18 protein-coding genes are annotated in these 17,656 nt (G+C 48.0%); all 18 read right to left on the minus strand.

All coding sequences use genetic code 11. The features are described from left to right. Window positions 1-6 precede the first annotated feature (6 nt). The 18 genes from M0415_RS18845 to fliJ all read right to left on the minus strand — a co-directional run bounded on the left by M0415_RS18845 (window position 7) and on the right by fliJ (window position 17,651). Complete coding sequence (locus M0415_RS18845; protein ID WP_088211982.1) at window positions 7-1,125, minus strand: protein-glutamate methylesterase/protein-glutamine glutaminase; 1,119 nt, start codon at window positions 1,123-1,125, stop codon at window positions 7-9. Window positions 1,126-1,143: 18 nt separating this feature from the next. After that, complete coding sequence (locus tag M0415_RS18850) at window positions 1,144-3,411, minus strand: chemotaxis protein CheA (protein WP_088211983.1); 2,268 nt, start codon at window positions 3,409-3,411, stop codon at window positions 1,144-1,146. Between the two features lie 15 nt (window positions 3,412-3,426). Next, window positions 3,427-4,164: a protein phosphatase CheZ gene (locus M0415_RS18855; RefSeq protein WP_011622087.1), complete on the minus strand. Its 738-nt coding sequence runs from the start codon at window positions 4,162-4,164 to the stop codon at window positions 3,427-3,429. A gap of 13 nt (window positions 4,165-4,177) precedes the next feature. Continuing rightward, on the minus strand, window positions 4,178-4,561 hold the full coding sequence (gene cheY / locus M0415_RS18860) for a chemotaxis response regulator CheY (protein WP_007649667.1): 384 nt from the start codon (window positions 4,559-4,561) through the stop codon (window positions 4,178-4,180). Window positions 4,562-4,608: 47 nt separating this feature from the next. Next, on the minus strand, window positions 4,609-5,322 hold the full coding sequence (locus M0415_RS18865; RefSeq protein WP_011622086.1) for an RNA polymerase sigma factor FliA: 714 nt from the start codon (window positions 5,320-5,322) through the stop codon (window positions 4,609-4,611). Continuing rightward, window positions 5,315-6,196: a MinD/ParA family protein gene (locus M0415_RS18870; RefSeq protein ID WP_011622085.1), complete on the minus strand. Its 882-nt coding sequence runs from the start codon at window positions 6,194-6,196 to the stop codon at window positions 5,315-5,317. The genes M0415_RS18865 and M0415_RS18870 overlap by 8 nt, the downstream gene beginning before the upstream one ends. A 4-nt stretch (window positions 6,197-6,200) precedes the next feature. Further along, the gene (flhF, locus tag M0415_RS18875; protein ID WP_011622084.1) at window positions 6,201-7,577 is read right to left on the minus strand and encodes a flagellar biosynthesis GTPase FlhF; all 1,377 of its coding nucleotides are present in this window, start codon (window positions 7,575-7,577) and stop codon (window positions 6,201-6,203) included. 11 nt (window positions 7,578-7,588) lie between these two features. Then, the gene (gene flhA / locus M0415_RS18880; protein WP_088211984.1) at window positions 7,589-9,688 is read right to left on the minus strand and encodes a flagellar biosynthesis protein FlhA; all 2,100 of its coding nucleotides are present in this window, start codon (window positions 9,686-9,688) and stop codon (window positions 7,589-7,591) included. Window positions 9,689-9,806: 118 nt separating this feature from the next. Then, entirely contained in the window at window positions 9,807-10,937 is a 1,131-nt protein-coding gene (gene flhB, locus M0415_RS18885) for a flagellar biosynthesis protein FlhB (protein WP_088211985.1), read from the minus strand. A 17-nt stretch (window positions 10,938-10,954) separates the two neighbouring features. Next, window positions 10,955-11,752: a flagellar biosynthetic protein FliR gene (gene fliR, locus M0415_RS18890; protein ID WP_088211986.1), complete on the minus strand. Its 798-nt coding sequence runs from the start codon at window positions 11,750-11,752 to the stop codon at window positions 10,955-10,957. Window positions 11,753-11,756: 4 nt separating this feature from the next. Beyond that, the gene (fliQ, locus tag M0415_RS18895) at window positions 11,757-12,026 is read right to left on the minus strand and encodes a flagellar biosynthesis protein FliQ (protein ID WP_011622080.1); all 270 of its coding nucleotides are present in this window, start codon (window positions 12,024-12,026) and stop codon (window positions 11,757-11,759) included. Window positions 12,027-12,043: 17 nt separating this feature from the next. Further along, window positions 12,044-12,790, minus strand: a complete 747-nt coding sequence (gene fliP / locus M0415_RS18900; protein WP_011622079.1) for a flagellar type III secretion system pore protein FliP — start codon at window positions 12,788-12,790, stop codon at window positions 12,044-12,046. Beyond that, complete coding sequence (fliO, locus tag M0415_RS18905) at window positions 12,787-13,194, minus strand: flagellar biosynthetic protein FliO (RefSeq protein WP_088211987.1); 408 nt, start codon at window positions 13,192-13,194, stop codon at window positions 12,787-12,789. Before fliO ends, fliP begins: the two co-directional genes overlap by 4 nt. A gap of 33 nt (window positions 13,195-13,227) precedes the next feature. Beyond that, window positions 13,228-13,602, minus strand: a complete 375-nt coding sequence (fliN, locus tag M0415_RS18910) for a flagellar motor switch protein FliN (protein ID WP_011716424.1) — start codon at window positions 13,600-13,602, stop codon at window positions 13,228-13,230. A 12-nt stretch (window positions 13,603-13,614) separates the two neighbouring features. Continuing rightward, window positions 13,615-14,646: a flagellar motor switch protein FliM gene (gene fliM, locus M0415_RS18915; protein ID WP_011716423.1), complete on the minus strand. Its 1,032-nt coding sequence runs from the start codon at window positions 14,644-14,646 to the stop codon at window positions 13,615-13,617. A gap of 40 nt (window positions 14,647-14,686) precedes the next feature. Beyond that, window positions 14,687-15,211 carry a flagellar basal body-associated protein FliL gene (gene fliL / locus M0415_RS18920; protein ID WP_088211988.1) on the minus strand — a complete coding sequence of 175 codons (525 nt, stop codon included), beginning with the start codon at window positions 15,209-15,211 and terminating at the stop codon, window positions 14,687-14,689. A gap of 82 nt (window positions 15,212-15,293) precedes the next feature. Beyond that, on the minus strand, window positions 15,294-17,045 hold the full coding sequence (locus M0415_RS18925) for a flagellar hook-length control protein FliK (RefSeq protein ID WP_088211989.1): 1,752 nt from the start codon (window positions 17,043-17,045) through the stop codon (window positions 15,294-15,296). 159 nt (window positions 17,046-17,204) lie between these two features. Beyond that, window positions 17,205-17,651, minus strand: coding sequence for a flagellar export protein FliJ (fliJ, locus tag M0415_RS18930; RefSeq protein ID WP_088211990.1), 447 nt, complete (start codon window positions 17,649-17,651; stop codon window positions 17,205-17,207). Window positions 17,652-17,656: the final 5 nt, after the last annotated feature.

A 17,656-nucleotide genomic window follows, 5' to 3' on the forward strand; every position in this document is an offset into this window, starting at 1 on the left:
TTGGACTTAGCCACGCGCAGACTCTTTTAAAATCGACTCAGCCATATTGTCCAGCGAAATAGACTGAGTAGCGATACCGGCACTGGCCACCGCCTGCGGCATACCATAAACCACACAACTCGCTTCATCCTGTGCCCAAATGGTCGCGCCCGCGGATTTCAGCATACGCGCACCTTCGCGGCCGTCGGCTCCCATTCCTGTCAACACTACCGCCAGCACATCACCGCCAAAGGCTTTTGAGGCAGAAGCAAAGGTGATATCAACACAGGGCTTGTAATTCATCTCAGCGCTTCCTGCCAACACTTTGACACGGCCCGTGACACCTGTCCGCTCAACCATCATTTGCATCCCGCCAGGCGCTAAATACGCGCATCCTGGACGCAATACATCACCATTCACCGCTTCTTTGACTTCAATCTTACACAAACCATTTAAACGATTCGCAAAGGCTGGCGTAAAGGCCGCTGGCATATGCTGGATAAGCAAAATAGGATGCGGATAATTTGCGGGGAACTGAGTCAAAATTTTCTGCAAAGCAACAGGCCCGCCCGTCGATGTGCCTATCAGCAATAACTTATATTGTTTACCACTTGGACGAATAGATGCAGCATGTGAAGAACGAACTGGTGCAGGCTGCGTATGTGTCGATACCCCACCTAATACTGAACTCGCACTCGAACGAGGTGGCGGCGTTGGTGTGGTAGGACGTACCACAGGACGGAAAATCCGGCGACGACCTAAAGCCTTGACTCTTTGCTGCAATAGCAAAATAGCGTCATCTTTATTGGTCGCGATATCTTCGAATCGCTTAGGTAGAAAATCAAGCGCCCCCGCATCAAGGGCATCAAGCGTGGCCTTGGCACCATCATGGGTCAATGAAGAAAACATCAAGATAGGCGTTGGACACTTCGCCATAATCTCACGGACAGCAGTAATACCATCCATTACAGGCATTTCAATGTCCATTGTAATGACTTGCGGATTAAGTTCGGCAGCCATCTTCACCGCTTCGGCCCCGTTAGAGGCCGTTGCGATCACTTCCAGTTCAGGATCTTGATTGACTATTTCACTAACACGTCGTCTAAAAAAACTTGAGTCATCAACGACTAATACTTTAATGGCCATTCCATTCCTTATTGGAAACTAACTTTTATTTTTCGCATAGTGCTTTAATAATCCGGGAACATCCAAGATGAGCGCAATACCACCGTCGGATGTGATTGTCGCCCCCGCCATACCCGGCGTGCCATGCAACAATGCCCCTAGAGGTTTAATCACCACTTCTTCTTGCCCAATTAAAGCATCGACAACAAAACCAATTTGCATCATTCCCAGCTGTACAATCACCACATGACCGTGTTTTTTGTCGCCATGTTTAAAGCTGGTTCTATTGCGATGTAACCACTGCTCCAGATAGAACAGCGGTACGGCCTTGTTGCGGACAATGACAGTAAGCTGCCCATCGACAATATTGGTCTTGGTGAGATCGAGATGGAAAATCTCATTCACACTGGATAAAGGCAATGCAAACACCTGCTTGGCAACGTCCACCATTAAGGTCGGCATAATCGCCAAGGTCAGCGGCACTTTAATCTCAAGTATGGTGCCCTTGCCTTTCATCGAGTCGATATGCACCGTACCGTTAAGCTGGGTAATACGGGTTTTCACCACGTCCATCCCAACACCGCGGCCGGAAATATCTGAAATCTCGACTTTAGTCGAGAAACCAGGCGCAAAAATCAGGTTATAAGCTTCACTGTCGGTCATCCGCGCCGCGGTATCCTCATCGAGTACCCCACGCTTGATAGCAATTTGCTTTAACTTTTCAGGATCCATACCTGCGCCATCGTCTTCGATTTTCAGCAGAATATGGTCACCCTCTTGGCTTGCAGACAGGGTAATGGTCCCCGTTCTCGGCTTGCCGCTGGCCTCACGGTCATTGGGCATCTCAATACCGTGATCTACCGAGTTTCGCACTAAGTGCACTAACGGATCAGCGAGCGCCTCAACTAAGTTTTTATCGAGGTCGGTCTCTTCGCCCACGAGGACTAAATCAATTTCTTTATTCAGAGTACGGGCTAAATCGCGTACAACCCGAGGGAAACGACCAAAGACTTTCTTGATGGGTTGCATGCGCGTTTTCATCACAGCGCCCTGCAAATCTGCTGTCACCAAGTCTAAATTCGCTAGCGCCTTAGACATTTCTTCGTCATCACGACTAATGCCTAAACTCAATAAGCGGTTACGCACTAACACTAACTCACCGACCATGTTCATGATTTGGTCGAGTCTCGCGGTATCGACGCGAACAGTTGTCTCGCCTTGAGGTACGTTAGCAGAGGCTGCTGCCGCTGCTTTAGCAGGGGCTTTTTCAGCAACCGCCACATCAGTTTTGGCTTTTACCGCAGGAGGTGTTGCTGGTGCAGCAACACTGGCTTTAGGAGCGGCTGGCGTTGAAGGCGCAGAGGCACTGGTACTTGCTTTCGAAGATTCGACTTTGGCAGTGGTTTTTGCTGGCGCGCCGCCTTTGCCATGTAATTCATCGAGGAGACGCTCGAACTCATCCTCAGTGATTTCGTCCGAATCAACAGCAGGTGCGGCAGGCTTTGGTGCAGCGACAACTGCTTCAGCTTTTGGCTTGGCAGGCTCTTCCACTTTACCTTTAAACTTACCAGAACCGTGCAGCTCATCGAGCAGCGCTTCAAACTCATCATCGGTGATATCATCGCTTGCGCTTGCAGATGTCGCTTGAGGCTTATTTTGCACAGCAGGGGCAGCATCGGCTTGTGGAGCAGAAACTCCGGGACCTTTTCCGGCGCCGTGCAGCGCATCGAGTAATGCTTCAAACTCCGCTTCATCTATTTCATCGATACTGGAATCTGAAAGCTCTGACTTCTCAATCGGCATTTCTTCAACTGCGGCGACTTCAACCACAGTTTCTATGACAGGTTCGGGCTCAGGTTCTGGTTCAGGCAGTGACTCAGCTTCGGCATGACTTTGGCCTGATTCGGAAGGAAGCGGCTCTCCTGAGCTCAGCATTTTTAATTTAGCCAATAATGCAGGATCTGCAGGGTCTTGTTGCTCACCTTGTTGGGTTTGAGCAAACATAGTGTTAATCGCATCGACAGCTTGAAGAATGATGTCCATTAACTCGGCGGAGACACTGCGCTTGCCAGTGCGTAATAAATCGAAGGTGTTTTCTGCTTCGTGACAGACATCCACCATGGGAGTGAGACTAAGGAAACCCGCACCGCCTTTTACAGTATGAAACCCCCTGAAAATGGCATTTAGCAAGTTAGTATCATCAGGATTGTTTTCAAGCGCGACCAGTTGCTCTTGCAGCAACTCAAGAATTTCGCCCGCTTCAATTAAAAAGTCCTGGAGTATCTCTTCATCTACATCAAAGGCCATCAAATTGACTCCCAGTTAGAAACCCAGACTCGATAGCAGATCATCGACTTCATCTTGACCGGTAACGACGTCTTGACGAAGCTCGGCATTCATTATCGGTCCTTCAGCTTCAATATTATTTTTCTGAGTAATCTGACTCTCAATCACGGGTTGCTCACCAAATACTGTCAGCATAGACACCAGATTACTTTCAACTTCCATCACTAGATCGATCACCCGCCGGATCATCTGTCCAGTCAGGTCCTGAAAATCCTGCGCCATCAAAATCTGGTTGAGCAATTCGCGTAAGCGGTTGGAATCCAATTCGCTACGTGACATCAAATGCTGCACATTGTGGCAAAGCGCTTTAAAATCGCTCAGGGCTATTTCACGCCGCATCAACTTATCCCAAGATGGCATCACTTGCTGAATATTCGCCGTTAATGCATTTGCGAGCGGCAAGCACTCTTCTACCGCATCCATGGTTTTATTCGCGGCTTGTTCTGTCATGTCAATGACATAACTTAGCCGTTCCTTAGCATCGGGAATTTCGGTATTCGCGAGTTCAACCAAACGATTGTCAACTTGGAAATCCATTAATGCGCTATGAAGTTGTCTAGTCAATTTGCCAACTTCATCAAAGAGCTCCCTTTGGAGTGGAGCCGCGAGTTCCCTAAATAAATCATCTGCTTGAGCTTGTTCATTCGCGCTTAATAATTCAACTAAACGCTGAGCCTTCTCGAGCGTAATGAGCCCTGATGTTTGTGACTTCATAGCTCATCCTTGCTTAAGCGAGTCGTTCGAATATTTTATCTAACTTCTCTTTTAGTGTTGCTGCGGTAAAAGGCTTAACCACATAGCCGTTAACACCGGCTTGTGCGGCAGCAATAATTTGTTCACGTTTTGCTTCGGCGGTAACCATTAACACGGGCAAATGTTTTAGGGAATCATCAGCTCTAATAGCCTTAAGCAAATCAATACCCTGCATACCTGGCATATTCCAGTCTGTCACGACAAAATCAAAGTCGCCCTTCTGTAGCATAGGCAACGCGGTTGAGCCGTCGTCTGCTTCTTGGGTATTGTTAAATCCCAAGTCTCGCAACAAGTTCTTGATGATACGTCTCATTGTCGAAAAGTCATCAACGATGAGAATCTTCATATTCTTGTCCAAGGTTTCCTCCGGTGAGCTGACATTCTGTGCTCAATAAATAATTATACTTATGTCCAATGCTTGAGTTTGCCTTTGAGTCGCAACATTGCCTGACTTAATATCTGGCTAACTCGCGACTCGCTCACCTCAAGAATGGCGCCAATTTCTTTTAAATTCAATGCTTCATCGTAGTATAACGATAGCACTAGCGCATCTCTTTCGGGCAATAATTTTATCGCCTCTACTAGTGCTGAATGAAACTGGGTCTCTGCTAGTGCTTCAAATGTACCATCACTCACATTATCGCTCGGAGTGAGTATATCCTGTGATACGCCTAAGTCTTCTATCCCTATGATTTTACCAACAGAAACATCGTTAAGAATATGATGGTACTCATCGAGCGTCATATCAAGTTTTTCTGCAATTTCTGTGTCGCGTGCATCACGACCCAACACTTGCTCTAACTCATCAATGGCTTGAGCAACTCGACGATTATTACGATGAACGGAACGGGGAACCCAATCGCCACGACGGATCTCATCCAACATGGCGCCACGGATCCGTATGCCGGCGAAGGTTTCAAACTTTGCACCTTTGCCACCATCAAACTTGGATGATGCTTCTAACAACCCCATCATCCCCGCTTGAAGCAAGTCATCGAGCTGCACTGAGGCAGGTAATCTGGCGAGCAAGTGATGTGCAATTCTTTTAACCAACGGTGCATACTGTTCAACGATTGACGTTTTACTGTCTAAACAAGTATACGCTGCGGCTTTATTCACTCGTTTTTTCCTCTTGAAAATCTGGTCGCTGAACTAAACGCTCAACGAAAAACTCCAAATGCCCACCAGGTTGCTGTGGTACTGGCCAGCTCATAATTTTATTCGCTAGGCCATGGTACGCTATCGCAGCTGGAGACTTAGGATAAGCCTCAACCACTAACTTTTGTTTACGCACTGATTTGCGAAGGTTTTCATCAAACGGAATGGTCGCAACCAGTTCAAGTGCCACGTCCAAGAATCTGTCGGTCACTTTACTGAGTTTAGCAAACAATTCCATACCTTCGCGTAAACTGCGCACCATATTCGCAACAATTTTAAAGCGGAAAACACCGTGTTCACGGCTGAGAATTTTGATCAACGCATAAGCGTCAGTGATGGAGGTTGGCTCGTCACATACCACGACTAGTACATCCTGTGACGCACGGGAGAAACTGAGCACCATGTCTGAAATCCCCGCGGCAGTATCCACGATGAGAATATCAAACTGGGTACGCATCTCACTGAAAGCACGAATTAAACCTGCATGTTGTGCGGGGCTCAATTCTACCATGCCTTGAGTACCCGAGGTCGCGGGGACAATGCCTATGCCCTTGGGACCACGGACAATAATATCATCCAGCTCAGCATCGCCTGAGAGTACATGGGAAAGGTTACGTTCAGCACGGATCCCTAACATGACATCGACGTTTGCCAAGCCTAAGTCGGCATCAAGCACTAAGACACGCTTGCCCTTTTCGGCTAATGCTACAGCGGTATTGATGGACACACTGGTTTTACCCACGCCACCTTTACCACCCGTAACCGCGATTACTTTCACTTTTTCGTTATAGGGTTGATTCATCATACGTAAACCACTTGCTTGATCCAGGGTCATAACTCTACTCAAATGCACAGGTCATATTATCTGACCACGCTGTGTCTGGTAACGATTGTTCTTCAGTGTTTTCTAAGGCCGCTAATGCCTGCTCAGCGAGCAGTAAGGTATCGGCGACTTTCATATCTTCGGGCACTCGCTGCCCATCCGTAACATAACTTAATGGCAACCCACTTTGGATCAACACACTTAATGCGCCCGCTAAAGACACGGATTCATCGAGTTTTGTGAGTACAACACCAGATAAGGGAATGCGTTTAAAGTGATTTACAGCATCTTGCAGCACGCGGCGCTGTCCTGTGGCAGACAGTACCAGATAACTGCGGATAGGTATTCTGCTATTTGCAGTTAAATTATCAAGTTGCTGGTAAAGCCGCATATCTCGTTGACCCATACCCGCGGTATCTATCAATACTAGCTTGCGATTTCTGAACTGATACAGAATTTGCTCCAGTTCAGCAAGGTCATGGGCTTGTTTGACTGGACAACCCATAATTTTGCCATAGGTGGCCAATTGCTCATAGGCGCCAATACGATAATGGTCTGTGGTAATCAAAGCCACTTGATCCGCACCATGATGGGCGGCGAAACGAGCCGCTAATTTCGCTAAAGAAGTGGTTTTGCCTACACCCGTTGGGCCAACCAGCGCTACAACACCACCTTGCTTAACGATATCATCACCTTGGTTATCAAGCATATTCGCTAGACTTTGTGGCAGTGCACGAACTAATTCTGCAGGGGTATAGTGTTGACTGAGCGCCGCTAACTTGTTCGCGACAGCTGGAGAAAACTCGGCTTCCAGCAACTTTGACTCCAGCATGGCACCGACAGGGTCGATACGTTTTTTATGCTCAGTCATCAATGCTGAAACCTGATGGGTCAACAAATTACGTAAGGATGATAATTCATCGCGCATGGCTTCGAGATCCGCATTTTGTTTTGGCGAGCTCTGCGGTTTCTTATCGAAGGGATTGCCCATATCGCGACGCTCAGCTTTAGGTGCCACAGGTGCTTGTAATCCTTTAGCCCACGCAGGCAGTTCGGCGTCTTGCTGTTGATGGGTGAGCTGTTGGTTTAAACGGCTTTGTTGCTTCTCGAGCAATGCTTGGAGAGAGTCCGCTGGCGCCGATGGTTTTAACTTAGTTTCAGCGCGAATCGGCGCTTTAGCACCGAGCGAAACTAAGTCATCACTCACATCCATAAAGGTCGGAGCCGCAGCAGGCGCCTTCGCTTTGGGCTCGTCATAGTCAACGGCAGCCACAATCTCAATGCCACCGTTCACTTTTTTATTTGACATAATCACGGCATCGGAGCCGAGCGTGTCCTTCACTTGGGCCAGTGCAGCACGCATGTCTTTGGCAAAAAAACGTTTAATCTTCACTTATGCGTCCTCTACTGGCCGACGGCAGACACTATGCGTATTTGCTTTTCATCGGGGATTTCTTGGTAAGAAATCACTCTGAGATTAGGAATAGTATATTTAACAAAGCGAGACAGTGTCGCACGTAACATACCTGACGTTAGCAAAATAGCCGGCTGACCAACCATTTCTTGCTTTTGAGCGGCATCCGCTAAGGATTGCTGCATACGCTCCGCAAGACCGGGCTCGATATTAGGACCATCGCCACCGGTTGCCTGCATCGACTGATGCAACATCTGTTCCAACTCTGGCGCCAAAGTTATGACAGGTATTTCGAGTTCAGGACCGGAGATCTCTTGAACTATCATGCGCTTCAATGCGATACGCACCGCGGCCGTTAATACTTCAGTATCGTTACTCTTAGTGCCGTATTCTAACAAAGTTTGCACTATGGTACGCAAGTCTCTGACAGAAACTCCTTCATTTAATAGGTTTTGCATCACTTTTACGACATTTCCGAGCGGCATCACATCAGGAATAAAGCCATCCACCAGCTTAGGCGAATGCTTGGCAAGCATATCCATCAGTTGTTGCACTTCTTCGTAGCCTAAGAGTTTCGCCGCGTTATTCGTCAATATTTGGCTGATATGGGTTGCCACCACTGTCGCGGCATCCACCACGGTATAACCTAAGGTTTGTGCATGTTCACGCAGCTCTGGGGCAATCCAAACCGCTTCGAGACCAAAGGCAGGATCACGCGTTTCGATACCATCGAGCTTGCCATAAACTTGACCAGGGTTGATGGCGAGTTCGCAGTCATGGCGAATATCCGCCTCTCCAACCACCACGCCCATTAACGAGATGCGGTAGGCATTGGGTGATAAATCGAGGTTGTCACGAATATGTACCGCAGGCACCAAGAAGCCCAGTTCTTGAGAAAGTTTTTTACGTACTCCTTTGATCCGGCTCAGTAATTCACCACCTTGCCCCTTATCGACCAATGGGATCAAACGATAACCCACTTCCAGACCGATAGTGTCAACGTGGTGCACATCGTCCCAGCTAAGTTCTTTAGGTTCTCTTTCGGCTCTTTCAGTTGGGCCCGTTTTGACTTGCTCAAGGGCTTTGGCACGTTTGGCTTCATTACGTTTAAATATAAAGTAAGCGGCACCACCTGTGATCACGGCAAAGCTTAAAAACGCCATGTGTGGCATGCCTGGCACAATACCCATGACAAAGAGTACGCCAGCCGCAATACTGAGTGACTTGTGACTGTCAAACATCTGACTAATCAACATCTGGCCCATATCGCCAGATTCATTTTGACGGGTCACCATCAACGCCGCAGCAATTGACAACAACAGGCCGGGGATTTGTGCGACGAGACCGTCACCAATGGTTAACAGGGTATAAATTTCAACGGCTTGGGAGAATGTCAAACCGTGCTGCACAATCCCGATAATAAACCCACCGAGAATGTTGATAACCAAGATCATGATACCGGCAATCGCATCGCCCTTTACAAACTTAGACGCACCGTCCATCGCGCCATAGAAGTCGGCTTCGCGGGTCACCTCGGCGCGTCTGGTTCTGGCTTGATCCTGATTAATAATACCTGCGTTCAAGTCGGCATCGATGGCCATTTGCTTACCGGGCATCGCATCTAAGGTAAAGCGAGCACTCACCTCGGCAATACGGCCAGCACCTTTAGTCACAACGGCAAAGTTGATAATAATCAAGATTATAAATACAACTAGACCCACTGCATAGTTACCGCCAATGACCACGGAGCCGAAGGCCTCAATCACCTTACCGGCGGCATCACCACCATTGTGACCTTCGAGTAATACTACACGGGTCGATGCCACGTTAAGTGCGAGTCGCAGCAATGTCGCGACTAATAAAACAGTTGGAAAAGCAGCAAAGTCTAAGGGTCTGTCGGTATAAATCGCGACAAGAAGAACAATCAAAGCCAAGGCAATGTTAAAGGAGAATAAAACGTCGAGTAGAAATGGCGGGATAGGCAATACAATCATAGCCAATGCCGCAAGCACTAGCATTGGCGTACCTATGCCCTTGAAAGAGCTCAGTTTCAACTGTTTTACTTGGCCTAGGGAGGCTTTAACATCCATTCACAGATACCTAAACTTTGACGTATAACAGCCTGGAAGCAAAAAGCGCGCCAACCGCTAACAGTTCAAGTTATGGTTTTATCTCTGTGAACTATCTCTTCGTTAACCTAACACTTAACTAGTGCTTCAGCTCGTCAGGAATGGGTTGATTAGCAGGGATTGGAATAGGTTTACGACCACGACCTTTTTGGTACTGGCGTAACTGGAACACATAAGCCAGTACCTGTGCCACCGCAGTAAATAGGCCCTCAGGGATCTGCTGCTCAAGTTTAGTGGTGTGATAAATGGCCCGCGCAAGCGGTGGTGCAGAGACAATCGCAATGTTATGTGCCCTTGCCACCTCGCGGATTTTAAACGCCACTTCGTCGACGCCTTTAGCGATCACAAAAGGCGCTGCAGAGCGCTTCACATCGTATTTAATGGCCACCGCATAATGCTCAGGGTTCACCACAATCACATCCGCATTGGGCACTTCGGCCATCATGCGCCGCTGCGCTAACTCACGCTGCATTTGCCGTACTCGCCCTTTGACCTCGGGTTTACCTTCGGTATCTTTATACTCGTCTTTGACTTCCTGCTTAGTCATTTTCAGCTGTTTGTTGTGGTTCCAGATCTGAAACGGCACATCGATGACCACTATGACTAAGACGGAGGAGCAAAGCAGAATGAACATCCACACCAATAAATCCAGCGCATGATGGACGTTACCGGGGAGATGATCGGCAGACAGGAGCAGAATATCGTTAAAATAATGACTGAGTAGCAAATAAGCCGCGATTGCTACCACGGAGAACTTAGCAATCCCTTTGGTTAATTCAACCAAGGCCTGCACACCAAACATCCGCTTAAAGCCTGCAATCGGGCTCATCTTACTGGCTTTAGGCATCATGGCTTGGGTGGAGAAATTCATCCCGCCAAGGGATACGTTACCGATAAATGCCACCACCACAATCAGTAACATAATCTTGAGTAACGGCCAGCCAATCTCGCTCCCCACGACGCCCCATACATTAAACATCTGGTTCGTATCGAAAATCGCAGCGCGCTCCATGGTAAATACACGCTCGAATACGTTGGATAAGGCTTTCGCAATTCCAGGTCCGAGCATATATAAGCCAGTCGCCGCCGAGAGTAACACGGTCGCAGTACCTAACTCTTTTGAACGGGCTACCTGCCCTTTTTCTCGCGCCTGTTCGAGGCGCCTCCCGGTGGGTTCCTCGCTGCGTTCGCCGCTACTTTCTTCAGCCATTACGCGTTCCTATCCGGTTAGAATATGCCATTGGCTTGGCACTGAAGCCCTAAAATATCACACAGCAAAAGCTGTGCCGACGCCCAGACTTCTTCGAAATGGGCCATTACGGGAGTCAAGGTCAACCATAAAATCAGCAGTCCACCAATCATAGTGATGGGGAAACCTATCGAGAAAATGTTCAGCTGCGGCGCGGCGCGGGTCATGACCCCAAAGGATAAGTTAACGAGTAGTAAGGCAATAATCGCCGAGAGCGACATAGTCAGTGCCGCGCCAAACATATAGGAGCCCCATTCCGCTAGCGAGCGATAACTTGTTAAGGTTAATCCTTGATTCGAAATCGGTAAGGTCTCAAAACTGGCGACGAGCATGCGGATCATCAACAGGTGTCCATCGACGGCGAGAAAAATCAACGTCGCGAGTAACAAGAAGAAATTACCTATCACTGGTGTTTGTTGACCAGATCCAGGGTCGACCATAGAGGCAAAACCTAAACTGGTTTGCATACCAATGATCTGGCCCGTTAACACAAAGGTTTGCATCACCATTTGGGTCACAAAACCCATGGCGACACCAATAATAATTTGCTGGGCGGTAATAAAAACAGCGCTTAAGGAAAAGAGTTCGGCATCCTTTACGGGCGGCAAAACTGGCGCAATGGTAAGCGTGATGGCAACGGCTAACAGTAAACGTACACGAGTCGGAGTTGTTGTAGCCCCAAACACCACCATGACCATCAACATGCTGGTCACGCGAAACAATGGCCACATGTAAGAGGCGATGGTTTGCATTAAGGTGTCGAGCAGCAGCTCCATGGACTTAACCCACCACTTGGGGAATGCGGTTAACCATTTCGATAAAGAAATCCATCAGGGTTTGCACTAACCAGTGTCCCATGACCATCAAGGCCAGTAAGGTCACTATCAGTCGAGGTAAAAAGCTTAAAGTCTGTTCGTTAATTGAGGTCGCAGCTTGAAACACCGCCACAATTAAGCCAATACCCAGCCCTGGCAGTACGATGGCCGAAACCATCATGACTATCACGGCTAAGGCCTCACGGAAAATATCGATTAGGGCTTCTGGCGTCATCGCGAATCTCCGCTCGTCTAACCAAAGCTATTGGCGAGTGTGCCCATTACTAGGCCCCAGCCGTCGACAAGCACAAACAACATGATCTTAAAGGGTAAAGAGACAATCATCGGCGAGAGCATCATCATACCCATGGCCATCAAGATACTGGCCACCACGAGATCGAGCACTAAGAATGGCACAAACAACATAAACCCAATTTGAAAGGCGGTTTTCAGTTCACTGGTAATAAAAGCTGGCACCAACACGCTCATTGGCGCTTCTTCTGGGGAATTAATGTTTTGATACCCCGAGATATCGATAAAGGTTTTCAGATCTGTGGTACGCACTTGCCCTAACATGAATGCACGTAATGGCTCTTTGCCCTTATCGAAGGCCTGTTGCAGCGTGAGCTGCTCATCAATATAAGGCTTGACCCCTTGGTCATAAATTTTGTCGAACACCGGCGCCATAATGAAAAAGGTCATAAACAGGCTCATACCAATCAAAACTTGGTTAGAGGGTGTCTGTTGTAAACCAATGGCTTGGCGCAAAATCGACAGCACCACTATGATGCGAGTAAAAGAGGTCAACATAATGACCATCGCAGGGATAAAGCTCAGCGAAGTCATTAGTAACAGGATTTGCATGGTCACCGAATATTCGGTCGAACCATCGGCGGCGGTTTTTACGGTTACCGCAGGCAATACACCATCGGCCGCGCCCACCGATGCGGCAAACAACAGGGTACTGACCCCAATTAAGGTGAGTATGTACTTCATCATTGTTTTAATTTCGCCTGCCGTAGCTTGTCCGCAAAGGAAGTGGACTCAATTTCGATAGGCTCAGCTAATTTATCAATTAAATTAACCTGTTGCCCGCTAACGCCCAACAAATACTGCTGTTCACCAACCTGAACGAGTACCAAACGCTCCTTCTGCCCAAGCGATGTTACCGCGAGGGTTTTCAGTACACTGTGATTAGTCGGCACTAAATTAAATCGCCGCAGCAGGTAGGCTAAGGCGAAGATAAGCAATAACACTAAAATAAGACCGCCAAGCATGCTCGCTGCGGCGGCCATTTGCGAGGGTTCTGCCACTTTCGTTGCTGTCGCGGTACTTTCGTTAGCAACGCCAGCAACACTCGCCTGAGTCGCTGCTACTAGACTGAGAATTACCGATGTGCTCATCTCGCTCCTTCAGGCTTCGTGTTTATCGGTGAATTACTTAAGCTTTTTAATCCGCTCAGTTTGACTGATCACATCCGTTAGGCGGATACCAAACTTATCGTTAACCACAACCACTTCGCCATGGGCGATAAGCGTGCCATTGACCATCACATCTAGCGGCTCACCCGCGACCCTGTCCAACTCTACGACAGAACCTTGGTTCAACTGCAGCAGGTTACGAATGCTGATATAGCTGCGACCGACCTCCATCGAGATCGTCACAGGGATATCTAAAATAGTGTCTAGTTTGGCGGCTTCGGCCTTACTAATTGGCTGCGACTCGTCTACCAGCTCGTCAAGGTCAATGGCATTAGCCTCTTCCAATGCCTGCTCGGCCATGGCTGCTGCCCAATCATCATCTGTACTCATCTCACTTCACCTTTATAATTCGGATATGTCTCTGGCTTTGCCTTTACGTGTCACTAATTGCAGTTCGGATTTGACCGTTTCAGGACGTGGGATTTTTTCGTAAATTTTAAGTGCTAGATTATCGCGTGAACGCCCCATTTTACAGCGATACGTCGGTAAGTCTTCGATTTTCATCATAATGTATTCAGGCAGCTCGATTGGAATAATATCCCCGGCCTTGAAGTTCATGACGTCTTTGAGTGTGAGTTCATGCTCAACCACACTGGCATCAAATCCGACTTTCACATCCATAATTTCGTCATGCAGCGCCTGTGACCAACGCATGTCCGTGTCTTGTTTATCACTCTGCACACCGGCATCGAGTAGTTCACGGATAGGTTCAATCATCGAATACGGCATAGTGATATGGAAGTCACCGCCGCCGCCATCCACTTCGATATGGAAGGAGTTAATCACCACCACTTCAGTGGGACTGACGATGTTCGCCATAGCGGGGTTGACTTCGGAGTCTAAATAATCAAACTCCACATCCATCACCGGCGCCCACGCATCTTTATAGTCTTCAAAGATAATCTTAAGCAAAAGTTGCACGATGCGACGTTCGGTCGGGGTAAATTCCCGCCCTTCAATCTTGGCATGGAAACGGCCATCGCCGCCAAAAAAGTTGTCCACCAGAATAAACACTAAACGCGCTTCCATGGTGATCAGTGCCGTACCTTTTAAGGGATGAAAGCGCACCATGTTCAAGCTGGTCGGGACGAATAAGGTGTGTACGTACTCACCAAATTTCAGCATTTGCACGCCGTTAATCGACACTTCGGCCGCACGACGCATCATGTTGAACATGCTGATCCGCAGGTGACGGGCAAAACGCTCATTCACAATCTCGAGCGTGGGCATACGGCCACGCACGATACGGTCTTGGGAGGAAAAGTCGTAGGAGCGAGCTTCCAGCCCCGCGGCATCAAGCTCATTATCCTCTTCGACGTCATCGACTCCGTGTAAGAGCGCATCAATTTCGTCTTGGCTTAATAAATCACTCACAGTATTGTCTTCGCCTCTTTAAGGTGCTGAAGATAAAAGGTTATTGCATTACAAAACCGGTAAAGAGTACTTTCTCAACCACTTTACGTCCGGTCACGGATTGCAAGGTATTTTGCACGCTCAGCAGCGCTAATTGCCGCAATTCATCTTTACCCGCCTGAGTACTCAATTTTTGTACATCGGCGCCACTAAAGGTGGTTAACAGCGCATCTTCAATCAACGGAATATGCTTTTGAGTCAAAACATCATCGTCTTGGCCTCTAACCATCAATTGCACTTTAATTTCAACGAGACGAGCGCGATCTGGCCCAGGGAGATTAAATAAAAAGGGTCGTGGCATTGGTACGTAGGCCGCCATTGCCGCATCGGCGGCAGGAGTGGTTGCCTCAGTAGGCGCAGTCCCTTCGGCCGCTGCTGCAGGGGCTTCATCACTGCTACCGAGGAAAAACCACAGCGCACCACCTATTAATAGTGCCACTAAGACGCCCGCACCGATAAAAATAAACTTCTTCTTACTTTTAGGCGCTTCGGTGCTTTCAAGTTCTAGTGATTCTTCCTTGGCCATTTTATATACTCTTTAATTGGCTAAATGCGGGAATGGATTAGGATGCGGATTATAATCCGCATTATTACTATAGGTTACCTTCTTAAGCGTAATAATCTATACCTGAATTTAAACTAGTTGCTTGATTTAAACCTAAATCTAGCTCTTCTGCCGAGAAATCATCCACATTTCCACCACTCGAACCACCCGCTTCACCAAATCCCCCCTCACGGCGTTGACCTTGGTCACCTTGAGAAACATGACTGTCGGCCAATTGCATGCCTTGTTCCTGTAATAATTCACGCAGGCGGGGAATGGCTTGTTCGACCACATCGCGGGTTTGCGATTGTGTGACATGGAACTGCACTTGTGTCTGGTCGCCATGGACTTGCACTTTAACCAACATATGCCCAAGTTCTGGCGGATCTAAACGGATTTCCGCCTGTTGGATACCCTGGCTTACCATAGTCACCAATTGCTGCTTCATCACAGGTGAAAAGCGCTGGATCATCTCCTGCATTTGGTTTTGAGTTTCTACACCTTGGCGCAAGGAAAGCTGCACTTGCGGAATATCTTGACGCTGGGTTGCTGGCGTTGCCAAAGAATGCAGTGAAGATACTGCTTTAAACTCCACAGGCTTAAACTCGCTGCCCGCCTCTTCGCTGCCAGGACTTAAAGCAGCAACTTGGCTATCTTGCTGCGCATCGAGAGTAACCGCTAGCTTAGCGTCTTTTAGCAAAAAGCCTGCTGAAATCTCGGCGCGGGATGGGTTGTCGGCAGTAAGACTCGGATCTATGGCTGTGGTACCTGATACATTAGTCGCGGCATTAGTGCCTAAGGTATTAAGATCGTTAGCATTAGCGGCTGTGGCTGCATTCGTCGTTAATACATCACTCGCAGAGGCATTGGCCGCTTTAATTGGTGTTTGATTATCAACGACTTGGGACACCATACTTTGGGGTGCTAGAGCTTTATCTGCTGGCTGCGTCGACACATTTATTGCCTTAGCGCCAATTGTTGCACCAAGCTCTGTTGTACCAGGCTCTTTTGCCCCTAACAAAGGTTCACCCTCAATGGGTAAAATATGATTTTCGGGCGGTTTAACGAACTTTTCGCTGCGCAGACCTGAAAGTAGCGCAGCATCATCAATCAAAAGCGAATCATCAACTAAAGCACCTTGAGTATCCGTTTCCGCCACTGTCGCGGCCGCAACCAAAGCATCAACATCAACAGCTGGGATCTGTGGTTCTACACTCTCAGTAGCAGCAACATCAGCCGCGTTCTGTTGTGAGGCTTGCTGCTGTATAAACTTTGCGGTGACTTGCGCAGTATTTTGTCCGGTCGCCTTTGAGGTGACTGACTCAGAGTCTGGTGTTTCAGAACTCACATCCACTTTTGTATTGCCAATGCTTATGTTGGAGACCTCGACAAACTTAGCCATTTCATCGGAAAAAGTGCCGTCAACAATAGAACTGTCGGTCTGAGATGGGTCATCGACTAATAATGAAGATGTAGAGTCTGCGTCCACCGTTGCCGTGATATCGGCCTCAAGCGGCAAAGACTCGCCCGGAGCTGCCGCTTTCTTCATCTCATTTGCCATACCAATCTGGGCGAAAATCAAGCTGATATCGGCTTCATCATCGGTATTGGTATCGTCAGTGCTGGCTTCCGCTTTAGCAGATTTGACGGCCACATCCTGAGATATAGGGGTTTTAGTCGAGGGGGATGATACGGATGTAACTGAAGCCAACGCTGCAGAAAAGTCTTCACTATTAGCATCTTGAGTCAATGCTTTACTCGAGCTAGCGCTGTTTTTCGCGCTTGACGCTAATAGGATGTTGTTCATTTGTTGCATATCAGCTCCTAAACATTCACCCCAAGACATAAAAACATGCGGGCAAACGTCAATTTATGCGGCTTTGGCCATATCTTGCATAAAGCTAGCAAATAAAATGCCAACAAATGGAGCTTACTGATTGAAGAAACAACTTAAACAAGCAATGGCTAGCTTGGGTTAGGGTTTATTGCGGCGAAAAAACTGCTGAGAGGCAAATTCATCTGTCATCTTTTGCTCTTTCTTCAACTCAAGTGCTTGGCGTTTTTTCTCTTTATTCTCTAAGAGTAGTTCTACTGCCTTACGTTTCTTCTGCTTCTCGAGCCAATGCTGCTGACGATAATTTTTTTGCTTCTCCCCATCGGCGACCACACGATTTTGCTGCGCAATGGCCTCATCGATTTGGCGGATAAAACGGTGGAATTGGTGATAATGGCTGGCGCTGATGGCTTGTCCCTGCTGAGACTGCATCTGCTTCATGTAGTCCAAGCGATAATTGTTGAGTGCATCCAACTGATTTTGACGCTTTTGACACTCTAATTGTGCCGACTTTAGCAACAACGCAGCCTGTTCCTCTGCATCGAGGGCTAATTTTAACACCAGCAATAAAGGATCGGCATTCGCCATAACAG

Origin of the sequence: Shewanella sp. 10B, assembly GCF_023475885.1 — a bacterium.
Taxonomy (GTDB): Bacteria; Pseudomonadota; Gammaproteobacteria; order Enterobacterales; family Shewanellaceae; genus Shewanella; species Shewanella mangrovisoli.